Source organism: Bacillus sp. AFS015802 (genome assembly GCF_002561455.1).
Classification (GTDB): Bacteria; Bacillota; Bacilli; order Bacillales; family Bacillaceae_B; genus Rossellomorea.
In genome coordinates, this window is sequence record NZ_NTUP01000015.1 from 126,422 (window position 1) to 143,605 (window position 17,184).

Annotated in this window: 19 protein-coding genes; 1 reads left to right on the plus strand and 18 read right to left on the minus strand. The window is 41.7% G+C overall.

All coding sequences use genetic code 11. From position 1 onward, the window contains the following. Positions 1–70: 70 nt before the first annotated feature. The 5 genes from CN378_RS12210 to CN378_RS12230 form a co-directional block, all read right to left on the minus strand. The gene (locus CN378_RS12210) at positions 71–670 is read right to left on the minus strand and encodes a histidine phosphatase family protein (protein WP_098352270.1); all 600 of its coding nucleotides are present in this window, start codon (positions 668–670) and stop codon (positions 71–73) included. 8 nt (positions 671–678) lie between these two features. After that, positions 679–1,251 carry a sugar O-acetyltransferase gene (locus CN378_RS12215; protein WP_142323600.1) on the minus strand — a complete coding sequence of 191 codons (573 nt, stop codon included), beginning with the start codon at positions 1,249–1,251 and terminating at the stop codon, positions 679–681. A gap of 72 nt (positions 1,252–1,323) precedes the next feature. Next, positions 1,324–1,719, minus strand: coding sequence for a VOC family protein (locus CN378_RS12220; RefSeq protein WP_098352274.1), 396 nt, complete (start codon positions 1,717–1,719; stop codon positions 1,324–1,326). 113 nt (positions 1,720–1,832) lie between these two features. Further along, positions 1,833–3,122, minus strand: a complete 1,290-nt coding sequence (locus CN378_RS12225; RefSeq protein WP_098352276.1) for a Zn-dependent hydrolase — start codon at positions 3,120–3,122, stop codon at positions 1,833–1,835. A gap of 593 nt (positions 3,123–3,715) precedes the next feature. Then, positions 3,716–4,564 (minus strand): sulfite exporter TauE/SafE family protein, encoded by an 849-nt coding sequence (locus CN378_RS12230; protein WP_098352278.1) that lies wholly within the window; start codon positions 4,562–4,564, stop codon positions 3,716–3,718. Positions 4,565–4,667: 103 nt separating this feature from the next. Between CN378_RS12230 and CN378_RS12235 the strand changes: the two genes are divergently transcribed. Then, on the plus strand, positions 4,668–5,507 hold the full coding sequence (locus CN378_RS12235; protein WP_098352279.1) for a LysR family transcriptional regulator: 840 nt from the start codon (positions 4,668–4,670) through the stop codon (positions 5,505–5,507). A gap of 41 nt (positions 5,508–5,548) precedes the next feature. Here the strand turns inward: CN378_RS12235 and CN378_RS12240 are convergent, their stop codons facing one another. The 13 genes from CN378_RS12240 to CN378_RS12300 all read right to left on the minus strand — a co-directional run bounded on the left by CN378_RS12240 (position 5,549) and on the right by CN378_RS12300 (position 17,121). Beyond that, positions 5,549–6,772, minus strand: a complete 1,224-nt coding sequence (locus tag CN378_RS12240) for a dicarboxylate/amino acid:cation symporter (protein ID WP_098352356.1) — start codon at positions 6,770–6,772, stop codon at positions 5,549–5,551. A gap of 159 nt (positions 6,773–6,931) precedes the next feature. Then, the gene (locus tag CN378_RS12245) at positions 6,932–7,864 is read right to left on the minus strand and encodes an NAD(P)H-binding protein (protein WP_098352281.1); all 933 of its coding nucleotides are present in this window, start codon (positions 7,862–7,864) and stop codon (positions 6,932–6,934) included. Between the two features lie 52 nt (positions 7,865–7,916). Further along, positions 7,917–8,486, minus strand: a complete 570-nt coding sequence (locus CN378_RS12250; RefSeq protein ID WP_098352282.1) for a TetR/AcrR family transcriptional regulator — start codon at positions 8,484–8,486, stop codon at positions 7,917–7,919. Between the two features lie 130 nt (positions 8,487–8,616). Further along, positions 8,617–10,299 carry a ribosomal protection-like ABC-F family protein gene (abc-f, locus tag CN378_RS12255; protein WP_098352284.1) on the minus strand — a complete coding sequence of 561 codons (1,683 nt, stop codon included), beginning with the start codon at positions 10,297–10,299 and terminating at the stop codon, positions 8,617–8,619. Positions 10,300–10,753: 454 nt separating this feature from the next. After that, the gene (locus CN378_RS12260; protein ID WP_098352286.1) at positions 10,754–11,533 is read right to left on the minus strand and encodes an SDR family oxidoreductase; all 780 of its coding nucleotides are present in this window, start codon (positions 11,531–11,533) and stop codon (positions 10,754–10,756) included. A gap of 37 nt (positions 11,534–11,570) precedes the next feature. Continuing rightward, complete coding sequence (locus CN378_RS12265; RefSeq protein WP_098352287.1) at positions 11,571–11,951, minus strand: VOC family protein; 381 nt, start codon at positions 11,949–11,951, stop codon at positions 11,571–11,573. A 177-nt stretch (positions 11,952–12,128) separates the two neighbouring features. After that, entirely contained in the window at positions 12,129–12,551 is a 423-nt protein-coding gene (locus CN378_RS12270; protein WP_098352289.1) for a GNAT family N-acetyltransferase, read from the minus strand. 114 nt (positions 12,552–12,665) lie between these two features. Then, positions 12,666–13,595 carry an RNA polymerase sigma factor gene (locus CN378_RS12275; protein WP_098352291.1) on the minus strand — a complete coding sequence of 310 codons (930 nt, stop codon included), beginning with the start codon at positions 13,593–13,595 and terminating at the stop codon, positions 12,666–12,668. Positions 13,596–13,994: 399 nt separating this feature from the next. Beyond that, positions 13,995–14,270 (minus strand): hypothetical protein, encoded by a 276-nt coding sequence (locus tag CN378_RS12280; protein ID WP_098352293.1) that lies wholly within the window; start codon positions 14,268–14,270, stop codon positions 13,995–13,997. Between the two features lie 128 nt (positions 14,271–14,398). Next, a complete protein-coding gene (locus CN378_RS12285; RefSeq protein WP_098352295.1) occupies positions 14,399–14,854 on the minus strand; it encodes a GNAT family N-acetyltransferase in 456 nt (151 codons plus the stop codon). Positions 14,855–14,879: 25 nt separating this feature from the next. Beyond that, complete coding sequence (locus tag CN378_RS12290; protein ID WP_098352297.1) at positions 14,880–15,476, minus strand: AAA family ATPase; 597 nt, start codon at positions 15,474–15,476, stop codon at positions 14,880–14,882. Positions 15,477–15,488: 12 nt separating this feature from the next. After that, positions 15,489–16,526, minus strand: coding sequence for a serine hydrolase domain-containing protein (locus tag CN378_RS12295; protein WP_098352299.1), 1,038 nt, complete (start codon positions 16,524–16,526; stop codon positions 15,489–15,491). Positions 16,527–16,563: 37 nt separating this feature from the next. Next, on the minus strand, positions 16,564–17,121 hold the full coding sequence (locus CN378_RS12300; RefSeq protein WP_098352358.1) for a GNAT family N-acetyltransferase: 558 nt from the start codon (positions 17,119–17,121) through the stop codon (positions 16,564–16,566). Between the last annotated feature and the right edge of the window lie 63 nt (positions 17,122–17,184).

The window sequence follows — 17,184 nt, forward strand, 5'->3', positions numbered from 1 at the left end:
TTATGTTGGAAGTGTCTGGTTGGTGAGGACAAGCAACTCGATTTCATGAAAAATGGACAACTTTTTTTGGCTACGACTTCTCTAAAGCACCGGTTTCAGTTTTCTCGTTCCAAAGCCTTTTACAATGTAGGAGATTAAAGTTTTCATCGATTTGAAGTTTGTAGATATCGGGTTTTGAAGTGCTTTTCCAAAACTCTAAATTGTATTGGTCGCTAAAATAATTCATCGTACAGGTCATGATATGCCCATGAATTCCAATTGCGATTTTTTTACCTTTATGGGCTAAAATGATTTCTTTAAGAGCCTCAATCCCTCTTCTTTGCACGGACTTATTTGATTCTCCCCCTGGATAATGAAAGTAGGGATTCTCAAATACATACTCCATAGCACCAAAGGGGTCATCGAAATGATGGCTCCTTGAAGCCAGATCCCTTTCCCTGAAGTCTTCATCCAAAATGATTTTCTTTGTTAATCTCCGGGCAAGACCTTCGACTGTTTGAATAGCTCGTGTATAGGGGCTTGACACTATGTAATCAATGTTTTCTCCAAGCAATATTTCGGTGACTTTTTTTGCATCTTTCCATCCTTTTTCAGACAAGCCTCTCGTTTCTTCTTCGTCTAACGAGAATACAGAGTGAGCGTGTCTTACAAAATAAATTTCTGTTATCATCGGATCGACTAACTCCTTTCATCCAAGTCAATTTCCCTGATGATCCTTGCAGGATTTCCGCCTACCACTACATTTGAAGGTATGTCCTTTGTAACGACAGCACCAGATGCTACCACTACGTTCTCCCCAATCGTCACGCCAGGGTTAATAATAGCCCCTCCTCCGATCCAGCAATTGTTTCCAATGAGCACAGGTTTTCCAAATTCAGGGCCCTTGTTACGCTCAAAGGGATTAACGGGGTGAGTTGCTGTGTAAATATGTACTCCCGGAGCCAGCATGCAGTTTTCACCGAATCTCACTTCGCATACATCAAGGATCACGCAGTCAAAATTAGCAAAGAAGTTATTTCCTACATGAATATTATAGCCGTAGTCACATCTAAAGTTCGGCTCTAAATAAACGGTTTCCCCTGTAGAACCGAAGAGCTTTTTAATGGCTGCAACTCTCTCTTCGCCTTCTTCTTCAGTTGTAAGATTCAGCTTCCGAGTTAAATAACGGGCTTGTTTTCTCTCTTCCATTAATTGTGGATCCCATGGTTCATAAAGTTCACCGTCGAGCATTTTTTGTTTTTCAGTTTTCATATAAATTGCCTCCGTTTTATAAAGATATGTGCCTATGTTCCTTGCGCAAACGGTTGTCCGTTGCTAAAAGGATTATTCATTGCTCTTAGAAAGATTTAACTGCCAAGAGACGCCAAACCGGTCCACCACCCATGCAAACTTTTCACTGAAGGGCGATTCCTCCAATGCCATCAGAATGGATCCATTGATTGACAATTTATCGTACAACCTGTCGATTTCTTCTTCAGAATCACAGGAGACAAATAAAGACATCGCGGGTGAAAAAGGATGCTCAATCCGGTTAGCATTGTCTATGGCCATATAGGTTTGCCCCTTTAACATAAAAGTGGCATGCAAAACAGTACCGTCTTCATGGTGCATCATATTTATGATCTCGGAGTTTTCAAAAATGGATGTGTAAAAAGTCATTGCTTCTTGAGCCTTACCGTTAAACATGAAAAATGTTGTGATTTTTTGATCATCGTACATTGACCCATTCACTCCCTTTTTACATCTCTTAACTATTATTCGATAAAAAAACTGATTTTCCTATATAAAAAAGCTATCTCCTTTATTGATGTGAGATAGCTTCTTTTTGAATCTTATTGGTCATTCAATGTAGAATGCTCCCCTTTTTCAGAAACAAAGTGTTTGTCCTCCACCTTGCATATCCTTAAAGCCGTCGCATAAAGCAGTTCAACCCCTTTTTCAATATCCTCCATTTCCGCAAATTCTAATGGATTATGACTGATTCCTTTTTCGCAGCGGACAAAGATCATTCCGTAATCACTGATGTAGGACATGATCAATGCATCATGGAACGGTCCGCTCATCAAGGTCGGTGAATGAAATCCGAGCTTTTCATCTTCTTCTCTCATGATTTCTTTTATCCAGTCGGCACAGTACCTCGGTTCACTTCGTGTATCTTCATTAACCTTGAATGTAAGGTCGTAATGTGCAGCTGTTTCTTCAATGATTTGATAGAGCTTTTGTTCTAGTTCAGTACGTGCTTCAAGATCGATATCACGAAGATCGATTGTGAATTCCACTTTCTCGGCAATGATATTTCTGGAATTCGGAAATACCTGCATACTTCCAACGGTTCCGACTGTTGTATCGGTCCCTTCATCTTTAATGAGCTCATCGAATTTCCGAATGATTTCTGAAGCTCCGACAAGAGCATCCTGTCTCATCTTCATCGGAACGGAACCGGCATGTCCGGCAAAACCTTCAAGTGTAACCGTCAACCAAATCGGCCCTGAAATACCGGAGACAATCCCGACCGGCTTCCCTTTACCCTCAAGGACGGGTCCTTGTTCTATATGGAGCTCAAGGAAGGCCGCTATATCCCCTTTTTTATACACTGGGCTTTGCGTCAAATCCGTATCGACTCCAAACTCCCTCAACGCCTCCCGTCTTGTCATCCCATTCTTGTCCTTACGCTCAAGCTCCCCTTCCTCCAACATCCCGGCCAGCGCCCGGACACCAAAGATTCCTTTATTAAAGCGGCTTCCCTCTTCATCAGAAAAGCAAATGACTTCAATGCTCCGATCAGGGACGATCCCGTTTTCACTCATGGTGTGGACGACTTCAATAGCACCCAATGCCCCTGCCGTTCCATCAAATCTTCCCCCATAAGGCTGCGAATCAATGTGAGAACCGAGGACAAGGATAGGTTTCTTTTGATCAAGCCCTTCCATTCGGCCGATCAGATTACCAAATCCATCAATCTTGGTCGTCAAACCCGCATCCTCCATCCAGTCCTTTACCATTTCCACTCCCATCCGGTCCTCTTTAGAATGAGCTAAACGACACACTCCTGTTTCACCGATCTTCCCGATTTCTGCTAACTCTTGTAGATGACGATTTAACCTTTCGCGATTGATAGTCATAGAATCATCCTTTGTTAACAAATTTTTATCCTTAAGATCATTGTATTGTATAATGCCTTGCTAATCATTAGACACTTTGTCTAAAAATACCCGTTGTAGGGTAATATCCAACCATAATAGCGGGAATTTTTCTGTTAAATCATCAAATGATATGGTTTGTTTCCCACACTAATAATAGATTCTATTCCTGTTCTCTTTTTCCTCTTTAGGATTAGCTCTTTTCTTAAAGTTTGTTGCTATCTTAGAGAAGAAAGTGCTAGTTGATTTCGTTTTGAGAAAGAAAGTTAGATTGTTTTTTGACACTATTGCTCTGTCACGAAAACTCTTTTAAAGATGGTGAAGGGAATTGCGTAGACTCCTGCGGAAAAACGGGCGTGCCGAGACCCCGGAAGCGAAGCTGAGGAGGCTCGGCCGCTCGTCCGCGGAAAGCGAAGCAATTCCCCTCACCATCCCTGCACACACTGATTGACAGAGCCTAGGCACAACATATGTAAAAAGCAACAATCTTTGCGAAAAGAGCCTTAGGATTAAAGGATTTCTGTTCATTTTTTTACATAAAAAATGAGAGGCTTCTAGCCTCTCTAATTGATTCTTCAGTAATTTGCCGTCCCTTTTGATTGCTGCAGTGAATATAGCAGCATTCCAAAGAATACAAGGACCGCTCCCAGAATCAGTCCCAGGGAAACCGAAGCAATGGAAAGCATTTTGAAAATGACACTGACAGCCACCACCATGTAGAGGATGGCAAGCATTCGTTTGACGATAACGCCTGAGAATCGTTTCAGTTGGATTGAGCCGATGGGTGTACCAATCAATGCTCCGATAATAAGCAGGATCCCATGGCGATAATCAAGTGACTCCCCTGTATACATATATGAGGTGATTCCCGACAAAACAATGATCGAAGCTGCGGAAATACTGGTTCCAATCGCTTTGTTGAGATCTAGTTTGAGCCACTTTGTCAGTAAAGGGGTCATGACAAATCCCCCGCTCACTCCCATTAGTGATGAGATCACACCGGTGAATAGGCCGATGACGGGTCCTGCAGATGCTCCTTTAGGTTTCGTGTCCTGTTGTCGTTTGCTTAAGAACTGGTAAGAAAACCAGCTTAATATAGCAATATACACGATAGAAATAAATGTGGATGCCCCATTGATGGCGTCAAGCCACTTTACAAATGGCACGGTGATAACCGAGCCGATCACCCCGGAAACACCAAGGATCACTGCTAATTTCTTATTTACATTCTTTAGTCGAAGGTGGGAAAGAGTTCCCGTCACCGTCGAGCCTAATGTTAGCATCAAGGATAAGATGATGGCCTGACTGGGCTCATATCCAAGGATCAGTAAGGTAGGAGTCAGAACTATTCCGCCTCCAATGCCAAAAAAACCTGATATGATGCCTATGACGGCACCGCCTATCATAAATAAAATCCATTCCATGTCGTACGTCACTTCCTTCGTATAACATTATACCTCTCAATGAGCTATAATAGAAATGAATAATGATAATACAGTCGATTACGTTTCTTAATGGAGGTACCCTATGCAGCTGGATTGGATTCAAACGTTTGTCACCCTTGCACAACTTCAGCATTTCACCAAGACAAGCGAATATCTGAATTTGTCTCAACCTACCGTCAGCGTCCACCTCAAAAAATTGGAGCAAACCCTGGGCGTACCACTCATCCATCGTTCCTCCACGAATCAGCTTTTTGAATTGACACCAGCAGGAGAGCGGGTGTTTGAGCAAGGAAAGCAGATGATGGACTTGTGGAGGACGATGGAACAAATCAATCAAAAGAAAGAGGAAGTCCAATTACGGATTGGATCCACTCACACAGTCAGTGACGTTCTGCTACCGGACTTTGTTAAAAAAATAAAGGTCCTTTACCCTCAAGTCCGTTTACAATTGATGATCCATAATCATGAAACCATTGTAGAGGCTTTGAATGCTAAAGAGCTCGACCTGGCCCTTGTTGAAGGAATGAAAGGATTGGAGCCATTTCATGTAGAGGTGATCAGCCGGGATGAGCTTCGCTTCTTCGCGAGCAGCAGGATGAATCTTCACTCTTCACCTTTCATTCTTAGGGAACTGGGCTCTGGAACGAGGGAGTATGCTGAAGATTTCTTAAGGTCTGAGCGAATCGTCCCGGTTGAAGTCCTTGAAGCGAGCAGTCATTTCTTGATTAAACAATTGGCGGTAAGGGGACTCGGAATCGCCTTTCTTTCGAGCTCCATGGTCAAAGATGAAGTGCTGCAAGGAAAACTTGTCCCAATTGAACCATACGTCATCCACCGCCCCTTTTACGCCGTTCATCCTGAACACGTGAATTCCATCTCCATCATAAAAGAACTGGTGGCTTTGTTTGAGTCACCCATGTGAAAGGGACGGACCTTCGTTTGAAGGTCCGTCCCTCTTTCTGCTTACTCATTTTTTTCTTCAGACTGATCGACAACGGCAGCACCGACGATGTCACCGGTAACGTTAGAAGCAGTTCCACCCATTCCAATGATGGCATCGACCCCTGCTATAAGGGCGACGATTTTGAGAGGTAACCCGAACATGGTTAAGACGGCTGATAATGTGACCAATCCTGCGGCCGGGACTCCGGACGTTCCAATGGAAAGAAGGGTTCCAACCAGAACAATCATCAGGAGGTCTGTAACTGACAGCTGCAGATTCGTCACGTTTGCTGCGAATACGATCGATACACCCATTCTTAAGGCTCCTCCATCTGAATTAAAGATGGCACCTAATGGGAGGGCGAAATTCGCTGTTTTCTCAGAAATTCCGGCATTCTTGGCAGACTGAATGGCTACAGGCAGAGAGGCAATACTGCTGGACGTGAAAAAGGCTGTACTGTATGCTTCTTTCGTTTGTTTGAAAAAGCGTAAGACAGGCTTACCTGCAAACTTCAGGAAGCTTGAATATACAGCGATCCAGAGGAGAAGGATGCCAAGATAAAATACACCTACAAACTTAAGAAGAGATTGCATCGTTTCCCATCCCTGCTGGCCGAAAGTCGCTGCACTGATCGCAAATACCCCGATGGGAGCGTAAGTCAGAACCCCTCGTAGAAGAATATAGAACATTTCGTTTAATGCAGCAAAAACGTTATCCAACAAGTTCCCATATTCCTTCATGGTTTGATCTGAAGAGAACTTCATCAACGAAATGGATATCCCCATTATAATGGCCAGGAACATGATGGCAAGTGTATCACCACCAGCGAAAGCCTTGAACAGATTATCAGGGATGATCTGCAGCAGAACATCCGCAAACTGTGGTGCTTTCGGCTCTTCCACCTGTTCATTCGGCAATTCTAAGTTCGTTCCGGGATTGAACAAGAACGCTAAACCAAGACCGATGAAGACTGCTGCCGCCGTGGTGGCTGCATAATAAAGAATCAGCTTCCATCCCATCCGTCCAAGTTGGGTCACGCTCATCTTGTTCACTGCCAGGACCACGGTCAGAAAGATCACCGGAATCGCAATCAAGCTCAAAAGGTGAATGAGCACCGTTCCAAATGGCTTTAGGATCTCAGCATCCGATTTGAAGATCAGACCCACGATGATCCCTAAAAGGAACCCTGCTGACATCTTCAAAACAAACGGTACTTTCATATATTGCTTCCATATGTACTTCATTTTCATCTACGCCCTTACCTATATTTTTTCAGACACTCATTATAACACTTTTACGAGAAGAGGGACGGACCTAATTTTAAAGGTCCGTCCCTCCAAGCTGCCACCTCTCACTTTACGATTCTTTTTACACATTGAATAGATGGGAGACGTACAATTCCTTTAAGCTTTCATGAATGCTATCGTCTCCGCTATTCCCTGCTCAAAAGGAGTCGCACTTACATTTCCCAGGAACGTCTCCAATTTACTACCTGATAGAATGGTGGGTTCTGAATTGATATACTGCATCTCCACTGCTTCACGCATTCCTTTACCAGCGAAAAGTGAGTATAAAGCAAACATAGGTTTCGAGATGAAGTAAAGTCCTTTTTCCTCTCCGAGAACCTCTCTCAGAAGCTGATCGATATCTATTCCGGTTAACGGGGGGCATCCGGGTATATTCCAATTTTGATCGTATGTTTCTTCATGTAACGACAGATCTACCATCATTCTTGCTCCATCTTTTGTATAAATGAATTCCCGGATAATATTCCCCGGACCTACAAATCCCGCTTTATTCTTCTTCAATAGCTGTTCAAGTGTAAAGTGTATATAGGTATTAGTGGCATTGGGTCCATAAAAGTCCGGGAAATGGCAAATAAGTGTTGGTACGGAAGACTCCTTCAATAACCGATCCATCTCCAAGCGCAATTTACCTTTACGCGTATGAGGTTTTTTATTCACTTCCTCAGTAAGCAGTGATCCTCCGCTCCTTCCGTAAGCATAAATAATATCTACAACAGCCAGTTTGGCATTATTCTCTTCTGCGGCAACGATGATATTTTTCGTAATAACCTCTAATTTTTGTTTCCAATTTTCATATGGAAGATTCATTGCATGAAAAATGATATCACTATCCTTCGATGCGTGAATAAGCTGATCTATATTTTCAGCATCACCAGTCTTGATAGAGACAAGTTCTTTATCAGCATACAACTGAGTTAACTTCTCTTCTCCCCTGGCAAACGCTACAACCTGGATTTCCCTGTTCACTAATTCCTGGACGAGGGCGTAACCCATTCCTCCAGATGCCCCTACTACCGTAGCCTTTTTCATATTTCATTCCCCCTTATTTAATTAACCACCGGTCAAATAAGTGTAAAAAATTTTATCCTAAAGATTTTAGGATAAAATCTACATGTAATTCTGCAAGTTTCTTTACTTCATCGTATGTTTCTTCACAGCGACAGTAATGACTGACAAACCCGTTAAGTGATAAGAAAATAGACCATGTTTGCTGGATTGTGATCTTAGTGTTACTTAAATGAAAAAGTGCATGAGCGAATTTTTCATAGGATTCGTTCGGTCCTTTGTTCACATAGTTCTTCACTTCGTCATCTGATAATAAAAACATCATTTCATACTGGCTTTTATGCGTCAAACCAAAACGGATGTAAGCAGAGAGTACTTCTCTTAGCTTTCCTTGGTTATCCATATTTAGATTCATCACGTCGTCAAGCCATCGATCTAACAGTTTGAAATCAGTTTCTATTATCGCATAAAACAAATCTGCTTTATTTTTGAAATGATAGTAGATAGACCCGTGGCTGTAGCCAAGTTCAGATGCGACCTGCCTTATGGAAACCTGTTGGTAACCTTTTTTACGGAACAGCTCACGGGCAGCCGACATAATCATGTCCTTTGTAAGTTCCTGTTCTACCGCTCTTCTTGGTGACATAGTATTCAACTTCCTTTTATTGACCAGTGTTTAAATAAATGATACTCCTAAATAACATATATTGTCAAGAAACATTTACCAAACTTAGAGGGACGGACCTATTTTTAAAGGTCCGTCCCTCCAAGATTGATTAACTCTTACCCTGATCACTTCGCTTTTCGATTTCTTGCTTGTAATCATCATAATTGCCGCTGAAGCTATTTAATGAATAATCCTCTACAGTAATGATCCTCTTCGCCATTCGATTGATAAAATAACGGTCGTGGGAGATGAAGAAGATTGTACCACTGAATTCGTCCAGGGCTTCTTCGATTGTTTCAATGGTGTCAATATCAAGGTGATTCGTCGGCTCATCAAGTATCAGTAAATTTATATCCTGATACAGTAATATGGCGAGTTTTAACCTTATTCGCTCACCTCCTGATAGATGTTTTACTCTTTTGAACACACTTCCTTTATAGAACATAAACTTTGAAAGATATTCCCGTGCTTTCCCTTCTAGTATCGAAATATCTTCCCGGAACGTATCCAGTAAGAAGGCGTCTTCATTATTAAATGTTATGGTTTGAGGCAAATAGGCTGTTTTTACATTCGCACCGAATTGAATTATACCTTCATCAGGGTGATCTTCTCCTATAAGCATTTTCAGGAAAGTGGTTTTTCCGCTTCCGTTCGGTCCAAGCATAGCCACTCTTTCACCATGACGGACCATTATATCGGTATTGGCAAAGAGCCACTTATCTCCAAACCGCTTAGACAATCCAATGCCTTTGATGGTCTCTTTTCCTGATCTTCCTGAAGCTTTCACGTCAAGTTGCATGTTCCTCCTCTCAAACACCGGTTTATCGATAATCTCCAGCTTGGATAGTTTTTTCTGGAGGCTTGCAGCCCTTTTAAAGAACTTGGTATTATCAGCCCTCATTGCCCAGTCCCGTAAACTCATCACTGTATTTTCCATGCGATTGATTTTCTTTTGCTGCTCTTTATAATGGTCATATTGGACTCTCATATTCTCTTCTTTTTGAAGAACAAAAGAGGAGTAATTCCCCTTATAAGAAATGGATTTCTTATCTTCGATTTCAACGATCTTTGTCACAACGTTATCCAGGAAATAGCGATCATGTGAGACGATGAGTACGATTCCTTTATAATTCTTAAGAAAGCTTTCCAGCCACTCGATTGAGGACATATCCAGATGATTCGTCGGTTCATCCAAGAGCAGGATGTCCGGCTGGTGAATTAATAGCTTCCCCAGTAACACAGTGGTCTTCTCCCCTCCGCTTAACAAGTCAAAATCACAATTTAGAAGTCTTTCCGTCAGCTGAAGTCCTGTACAGACCTTACTGACTTTTTCAGCCCGCTCATAGCCGCCCTTATATTCAAATGATTGAATGAGATCACTGTACCGTTTTAAGGCTTTATCAAGGTACACACCGTCTAAATGGGTCATTTCAGTTTCTAAGTGGCGCATGTCAGTTTCTATTCTGTCTACCTCTTCAAATGCTGAATAAAGGACATCCCTTGCCTTTAAGCCTTTGGGATAGTCAGGTGATTGTTCCAGGTACGAACTGGTAGCACCCTTCGAAACATGAATTATACCTTCATCATATCCATAGCTTGAGGTTTGTGGATAACCAGGATAATAATTCATTGGCTCAACGCCAGCAATCAGTTTCAAGACCGTACTCTTCCCGCATCCGTTTGCGCCGATGATGCCCACTTTATCCCCTTGATACGCTTCAAGTGAAACACTTTCAACGACAAGGGTCGCTTCCATATATTTTTTAATTCCATTCAGTTTTAACTCCAACATATGCGTACCTTCCTTCTCCAATATTGAAGTTACGCTGTTTATGGACAGGTCAAAAAAAGTTTAACTCCTATTTATTTGGGAACAAAAAAGGACCATAAGAAGGGAATCCTTCTCACAGTCCGTTATCATGAGTCATTTCATAAAGAAGCCGTTAGGCCAACCACAAATTCAAATCCTGACGTGGCGTAACTCTCCATGAAAAACCATCTAGATAGTAGAAAAGTAAGTTTCCTTCTAATTGCCTGATTCCATAAAGAGCATAACAAATAAACCTATCTTTCATAGGCACTTCCCGCTCATTACAAAATCCACATTAATTTAAAAAATAAATTAATCAGCAATTAGTTGGTTCCATAAACTTACTATCCTTATTATCTCATTAATAGATAAATATGTAAATAGAGGGACGGACCTATATTTCTATAAAGTAGGTCCGTCCCTCTCTAAAAAGCATTTACTTCCCTAAAAATCCCCCTTCGGATTTAATCAGTTGCCCGGTGATCCAGCCTGAATCCTCACTGGCAAGAAACCGGATCAATCGAGCAGCGTCTTCGGGTTCACCGATACGGCCGCTCGGGAATAGCGGCAGTAAATGATCTCGGATTTCATCATTGATCCAGCCTGAATCAGTCGGTCCCGGATCCACTGAGTTCACCGTGATCCCTATCGGTGCAAGCCCGACCGATAACGGTTCTGTGATGGCAATCAACATGCCCTTTGTGGCGATGTAAGCTAAATTATTGGGATCCGGTCCTTTTGAGACCATGTTGATGATTCGTCCATGTTTACTTGTCGGAAAAGCTTTTTCATATCGTCTTGCAAACTCCAATGTGAGCATGAGCGCCCCGCTGTTGTTCACTTGATAATGTTTATCCAGAATTTCCTTATCCAATGTACGAAAATTCGCTGGTGATTCGAATGTCGCGTTGTTCACTAATATAGAAGGCTCACCAAGCATTTCTTGTACCTGGTCCATTAAGCGGGTGGGTGCGGTTTCGTCACTCAAGTCCAGCTCCATATGGGCAGCACGAACTCCGGTGTTTTGCAGTTCCTCACATAATAGATGGGGAAAATTATTATCTGCACCGGTTCCACTCAACTCATCAAACGAAGTCAAATGGGTAAAAAAGATATCAGCCCCCGCCAACGCAAGTGAACGGCAAATGGCTGCCCCTATTCCTTTCGAGCGACTTGCTCCCGTCACGATGGCTATCCTGCCTGTTAAATTGGTCATTTTATCCCCCATAATCTATTGGAAACGTATAGTCGCCTTAAATATTTTCATAGATTTCTATAAGTGAGCCCTCTGGATCGCGAAAATGAGCGACCTTCATCCCCCATTCGACTTTCTCCATGGGCATTGTGATAAATTCAACTTTTTCTTTCAGCTTTTCATATGTATCCTCGACACTTGCCACTTCGAAAATCAAAGCCATTCGGTTACAGGAAGACTTGCTGGAGTAATCAATGGTGCCCAGTGCATCCGTCATCTGCTTTCGTTCAAAAATGCCTAGATGTGTGTTCCCGACCTTAAACTGTCCGTACAAGGAGGTTTCATCCCCCCACGAAACCTCAAAGCCCAAGACGTCCCTGTAAAAAAGAAAACAGTTCTTATAATCATTCACTAGTAACCTGGTATGGGTTAATTCCATTTTAAAGACCCCTCCCCCTCTGTTACTACCAATTATTTCAAATTATTGGTAGTAATACAATCTTTTTATAATGAAAGTCTCAAAGGACTATTAACCCATCACTATATCTTATAATTAATTGATTGAATAATAGTATGATCTATCCTCATTTTATGCCCTTGCAAATTCTTACCATAATCATTGATGTTCTTGAAATGTCTTTCTAAACCCATAAAATGGTCTGTACCCCTTCTGTTCATAATACGAATGCGAAGAGGTATTTGTCAGCATTTCAATTCTGGTCTTTGGATAAAGACCATGAGTGAATTTGAGCAGAGCGTCTCCTACTCCCAACCCACGGAACTCACGCTTGATTAATAATTCACAAATATACATTGAGACATTTTGATCTGTAAGTCCCCTGATATAACCGATAACTTGGCCACTTGCCTCCGCTACAAACGCTATATTCGAATGTTCCCAAGCCTTTTTTGTACTTTCCTTATTTTCCACAAGATTATTCCATTGTTCCTCTGCATTCAGAGTGTGTATATGGATAAAATCTTCTGATCGATAGGTCCTGAAATCAATTAAGTCCTCATTTTTTAATCTTATTTGCATCTTGGAGACCCCCCACTTTCCCTGACAACTGTTTTTTCCTATACTTTCTCCACCCAGTCATTCAACGCATACGCACACATTTAGCTCCTGCACAAAATAGTAAATATCGACCACTTATACCCAATCTACAACAGGTTTATCGGTTTGTGGCTTGAAGCCAAGTTCTTCAGCAGCAGCAAAAATGAATTCTTTTCTGAAATAGTAACTGATGTGATGGACGATTTTTCCATTTTCTACTTCTTGATACTGAATATCATGGATTTCAGGCCCATGTCCTCCTTCTGCAAACAGGACAATGACATTCCGACCCCATAGGATGTGTTCCTCTGCACGCATACCAGGGAGACCATATTTCATCGAACCGGAACGCATTTCCTTCTTGGAATATTCCTGGAAACCAAGTACAGCCTCATTATTCGCTTCTTCACTGATCAATGACAGTACTGCTTCAATATCCCCCTCATTCAGTGCTTTCAGGTAGGTTTGGATAATCGGATGGGAAACAGGTTCCACACTTTTGGATGTATTTTTCAAAGAAGGTCGTTCATGCAGCTTCTCCTTCATTCGACGGATGGTTGCATAGACTGCTCCCTGTGTCGTCCGCACCATACCGGCAACCTCCTTGGCATCAAACCGGAACACCTCCTTTAAAAGAAAGACAGCGACCTGCCGAGGAGGAAATAATTCAAAAAGAATGGTCATGGCCTCCTCTGCCTCCAGGTCATCAGCGAAATCCACCTTAGGTACTTCACATTCCTCCAGGAGACCAAGATTTCTTTTTTCTTTTCGGCACTGGTCAATCCAGGTAGTTGTGGCCATTCGATACAAGTATGCTTTCGGATTCGTCGGATGCCACCGCTGATAGAACCCTCCGAAGGCTTTCAACATCGTATCCTGGAACAAGTCCTCCCCATCCCACGGTGAACCGGTCAAATAGCGGCAATATCTCCATAATCCGTCCTTGAACTCTTTGATCATCGTATTGAACTCTGTAGAAAGCTCCCGGTTTTTCTCAGCAAAAGTTTTCATGGTATTTTCCTTCATATCCATCCTCCATTTCTTCGTTCATATGTATAACGTATGGCGACTGAAAAATTGTACGGGAAAATTTTTTTATTTTGAGAAAGCACCAAATTAAGAACAAGGGTTTTCTCATCCTATTAACGTCTCATCCCTAATCAGCCCCAGAGTTTTTAATTGAGTACAATTCGAAGCACACTCTAACGTTTCTAAAAACAACAAGCGGGGAATAGAATGATGAATGAATCGAGAGGAGGAACATCAATGATCGGAGCATCCGGGGCTGTGTTATATTTTATCATTCCTCTAATAATTATTGCGGTCATTATAGGGATAACAATTGGTTATTTTAGAAAAAAAAACAGAAAAAATAGAAATTTCTAAGGGAAAGGCTCAGAAGGGTTTTGAGCCTTTTTGATGTATTTAAGACCAATTCCCGATTGCTTGCCAGCATAAAAACCCAACCGCCAATGTTATAAGTAGAAGATCTGCCACCACAAGTACTTTATTTACGTCCCTTACATTTTTTATGAGGCTGATGACACTCCTTATTCCCCAAAAAATGAGTAAAAGAATCCAGCCCTTATGATCATTTTGATAGTCATCATCAAAAAAGATCATCCCGGCTCCCAGAATCAGAGAAAGAAATAGGACGTTGATTCCTATTTTTATAGGTTTGTTCGGTTTAGTGTTTTTCAAGCTTGTACCACTTCCTGTTTAAACTTGCGGAAATTAAAATCTTCAAAAAGTATGGAAAGCCTTGTTATAGCCGCCTTTATATCAAATCATTTTCATTTACTAAATACGTAAATGTCTTCCCCATATACTTATCGATGACCATCCTTACGTGCTTGAATATATCCATAATAGGCACATGTCCCATTCTCAGTTAAATCCTTCACTTCGAACCCACATGTTTCATAGAATTTGAAATTGTTTGCAGAGGTATGGGCGAACCAGTCCCCGTGGGGCAATTTATTGACACATAATTCAACAAGTTTCTTCCCGATCCCCTTGCCCCGATATTCTGACAAAACGATGAGGTCCATGATGTTGGCAGCCATGATCTTGTCTGAAATCACCCTGACCATGCCTATCATCTTGTCTTGATCCCAAACGGTGAATGCCCAGGTGGAGTTCGTAAATATCAAAGAAAACTTTTCTTTCTGCCAGGCCGGTGTATTCCTTGCCCAGCCGGCATCTTCAAATAATGCTTCAACTTGACGTGCAGGCACTCCATCGGTTCCTTCCCTTATGATTAAGCCGTTAAAATACAGATACATTTGATATCCCCCCTCTAATAGACCATTAAGCGAACATTCGAAGTTGTTTGATTTGTATTTTCAGCCTGCTCCATTTCTTCCTTACCCTGCTCCTATCGTCAGGCATCAATTTGATTTCGAACATATCTGCAATGGTTTCTGCTACTTTTTCGATTGTCAGATGATCTGTAAGGATACGATTTTCAAAGATTTCGTGTGATAGTCCACTCATACATCGATCGATTTGTTGTGCTCCCCATGAATTCTTCCTTTCGCCTCTACTTCTCAGTCTTCTTTCTATGGTCGGTTTAGCCGCCCACAGAACGACATGATTCACATTCAGATCATCATTTCTTAATTGTTCGACCATTTCACTGAAATATTGTGCATTGACCACTGTCATAGGGACAATGATTACTCCTTTGTACTGTTTATCAATGTATTTCAAGATGGAATAGTTACAGTCCCGCCAGGATGGATAGTCTTGAAAATCCTCCTTGGATGCCTCGTCTGGGATCATCTTTCTTAATAAGTAACCTACTTCCTCAGGGTCATAAACATATGAACCTGGTAAACGTCTATGTAGTTCATAAGCTGTTTGCGTTTTTCCCGATCCAAAAGCGCCATTAATCCAAATGATCATTCTTTCACCCCATTAACTTAGTAAACTGCTTTCGCTATTATAAGACCTGTACACTTCGCCGATGATCCCTTTCAGCTGATGAACACCCGGGTCCGTATTGATCATGATCACCAGTCCCGTTTCTTTATAAGGATATGCGACCACCATACACTGAAAACCGACACCCCAACCGAGGGAAGATATTTCGATCCCCTTTTCAGGTTTATCAAGGAAAACTCCCAGCCCCATCCATTCTTTTCCGCCTTGAGACTTCATTAGCTCTTGAGCAATATCTGCTGAAAGACATTTACTTTCACCCTTAAGCGCCTTCATTATCTCAATAACCAAGCGAGCTACTTCTGTCGGGGTGGTCCATAATCCTGAGGCTGCAGGATAGGGATAAATGGGGAATCTCCCTTTTATTGACTCACCTCTTTTGGAATGTCCGCACGCAAACTGATGTTTGTTTTCAGGCAGTTCAAATGTACTGTTGTTCAAATGTAATGGCTGAAATAAATAATCATTCATGACTGCTTCAAATGATTTCCCCGTTATTTCTTCAATAAGAAGTTGAATGATGCAATAGCCTGCATCTGAATAATGAAATTCGCTTCCCGGCTCATACTTTAGTTGAATAGGAACATGACAATACGATGTTTTTCCTTTCACAATCTCAATCATAGTAGGAGTACCCAGCAATGGGTTGAGTACATCAAAGCTTCCTTCAGGATCCACTACCCCGGACTGGTGACTAAGTAAATGCCGTAATGTGATAAATCGATGGGATGGTTTCACCGGGACTTTCCATGATGACAGATTTTCGTTTATATCCTTATCCAGATCCAGAATATCCTTTTCCGCTAAGATCATCACTAATATGGAGGTGAAAAACTTACTGATTGAACATGCATTGAATATGGAATTGCTCTCCACTTTTCTGTTTGATCCAATTTCAAGGAAACCGAAGAATTCTGTTCTTTTTATGGCCGCGCCTTCAATGGTTGCCATACTTAGTCCGGCTATTTGATACTTTTCCAATAGTTTAGGGATATTGACTGTTTTCGATTTCATGGTACCCCCTAGGATCATTCCTGAATTACAGTCTATTTTAAACGCTGAAGATGATGGGGAATTCCCTTACATTCCTCTTCCAAATCATATGATCTGAGCCTTTCCCCCAATAATCCTTCAACCAATAATCGGGATTCCCTAATTTTTTTGTCCACACTTTTTGAGCATTGGTAAAACCACTATCCAGACAAAACTCTTCAATTCCCCTGTTGAGTAAAGTGAGGATCATGGTGTTTAATAGCAGTGAACCGATTCCCCGTCCTTGATGACAGGGATGAACATATATCGTCCCTACCTCATGTATGTCTGTTAGATCACCGCCTGTTGTCATTTTAATCAACTCACTGGCTTCTCCATATTCAATAGTTCCGACTATCGTTTGACCCATTTTTGCAATTAAAAAATAACGGTCTGTCCCGGCGCTATCATAGTCAGATTGTAAATATTGGATCTTCGTTGAGATTTCATTCTTTATGTCATCATGAAGTTCTGATAATCCTTCATTTGCAAACGTATCTTCAATGACGGCACGAAAAAAATGATTCAGTTCTTTCTTATCATCTGGATGTGGCCTTCCAATATTTATGTTTTTCAACATGTGTCACCGTCCCTTCACCTTAAAAACTGCACCAGTCATATCGTCCTGCCCACAAGAAAG

Excerpts from the sequence above, each read along its gene's own strand:
- CN378_RS12250 (WP_098352282.1), bottom strand. The coding sequence starts at position 8,486 with ATGTCACCAAGAAGAGCGGTAGAACAGGAACTTACAAAGGACATGATT.
- CN378_RS12220 (WP_098352274.1), bottom strand. The coding sequence starts at position 1,719 with ATGTACGATGATCAAAAAATCACAACATTTTTCATGTTTAACGGTAAG.
- CN378_RS12290 (WP_098352297.1), bottom strand. The coding sequence starts at position 15,476 with ATGATCATTTGGATTAATGGCGCTTTTGGATCGGGAAAAACGCAAACA.
- CN378_RS12225 (WP_098352276.1), bottom strand. The coding sequence starts at position 3,122 with ATGACTATCAATCGCGAAAGGTTAAATCGTCATCTACAAGAGTTAGCA.
- CN378_RS12235 (WP_098352279.1), top strand. The coding sequence starts at position 4,668 with ATGCAGCTGGATTGGATTCAAACGTTTGTCACCCTTGCACAACTTCAG.
- CN378_RS12215 (WP_142323600.1), bottom strand. The coding sequence starts at position 1,251 with ATGAAAACTGAAAAACAAAAAATGCTCGACGGTGAACTTTATGAACCA.
- CN378_RS12240 (WP_098352356.1), bottom strand. The coding sequence starts at position 6,772 with ATGAAGTACATATGGAAGCAATATATGAAAGTACCGTTTGTTTTGAAG.
- CN378_RS12275 (WP_098352291.1), bottom strand. The coding sequence starts at position 13,595 with ATGAAGGAAAATACCATGAAAACTTTTGCTGAGAAAAACCGGGAGCTT.
- CN378_RS12260 (WP_098352286.1), bottom strand. The coding sequence starts at position 11,533 with ATGACCAATTTAACAGGCAGGATAGCCATCGTGACGGGAGCAAGTCGC.
- abc-f (WP_098352284.1), bottom strand. The coding sequence starts at position 10,299 with ATGTTGGAGTTAAAACTGAATGGAATTAAAAAATATATGGAAGCGACC.
- CN378_RS12265 (WP_098352287.1), bottom strand. The coding sequence starts at position 11,951 with ATGGAATTAACCCATACCAGGTTACTAGTGAATGATTATAAGAACTGT.
- CN378_RS12210 (WP_098352270.1), bottom strand. The coding sequence starts at position 670 with ATGATAACAGAAATTTATTTTGTAAGACACGCTCACTCTGTATTCTCG.
- CN378_RS12270 (WP_098352289.1), bottom strand. The coding sequence starts at position 12,551 with ATGCAAATAAGATTAAAAAATGAGGACTTAATTGATTTCAGGACCTAT.
- CN378_RS12285 (WP_098352295.1), bottom strand. The coding sequence starts at position 14,854 with ATGTATCTGTATTTTAACGGCTTAATCATAAGGGAAGGAACCGATGGA.
- CN378_RS12295 (WP_098352299.1), bottom strand. The coding sequence starts at position 16,526 with ATGAAATCGAAAACAGTCAATATCCCTAAACTATTGGAAAAGTATCAA.
- CN378_RS12230 (WP_098352278.1), bottom strand. The coding sequence starts at position 4,564 with ATGGAATGGATTTTATTTATGATAGGCGGTGCCGTCATAGGCATCATA.
- CN378_RS12245 (WP_098352281.1), bottom strand. The coding sequence starts at position 7,864 with ATGAAAAAGGCTACGGTAGTAGGGGCATCTGGAGGAATGGGTTACGCC.